The sequence below is a fragment of the Gilvimarinus sp. 1_MG-2023 genome (genome assembly GCF_030548285.1).
Genome location: NZ_JAUOSC010000966.1, coordinates 1 through 274, shown reverse-complemented (window position 1 = coordinate 274; position 274 = coordinate 1). Strand labels below are relative to the sequence as shown.

The following is a 274-nucleotide window of genomic DNA, read 5'->3' as shown; positions in this document are numbered from 1 at the left end:
TCACTGCGGTGGGCACTGATGGCGACTATGTAGTGACCTGGTATGGGGTCGATAGCAACAATGACTATTCGATCTTTGTGCAAGCGTTTGATGCTGATGGCTCTTTAAACGGTGCCACGATACAGCTGGAAACACTGGGTGGGTATGATGTTGATCCTCAAATCGCCGCCGTGGGCAGTGCTGGCGCCTATGTGGTGACCTGGTACGGAAGGGATAGCGACGGTGACTATTCGATCTTTGTGCAAGCGTTTAATGCCAATGGTTCCTTCAACGG

Annotated in this window: 1 protein-coding gene; it reads left to right on the top strand. The window is 51.8% G+C overall.

Annotated features, from left to right (window positions below; genetic code table 11):
* Positions 1-274 (top strand): hypothetical protein (locus Q4563_RS19745; RefSeq protein ID WP_303605728.1); only part of this gene is annotated, 274 nt, incomplete at both ends.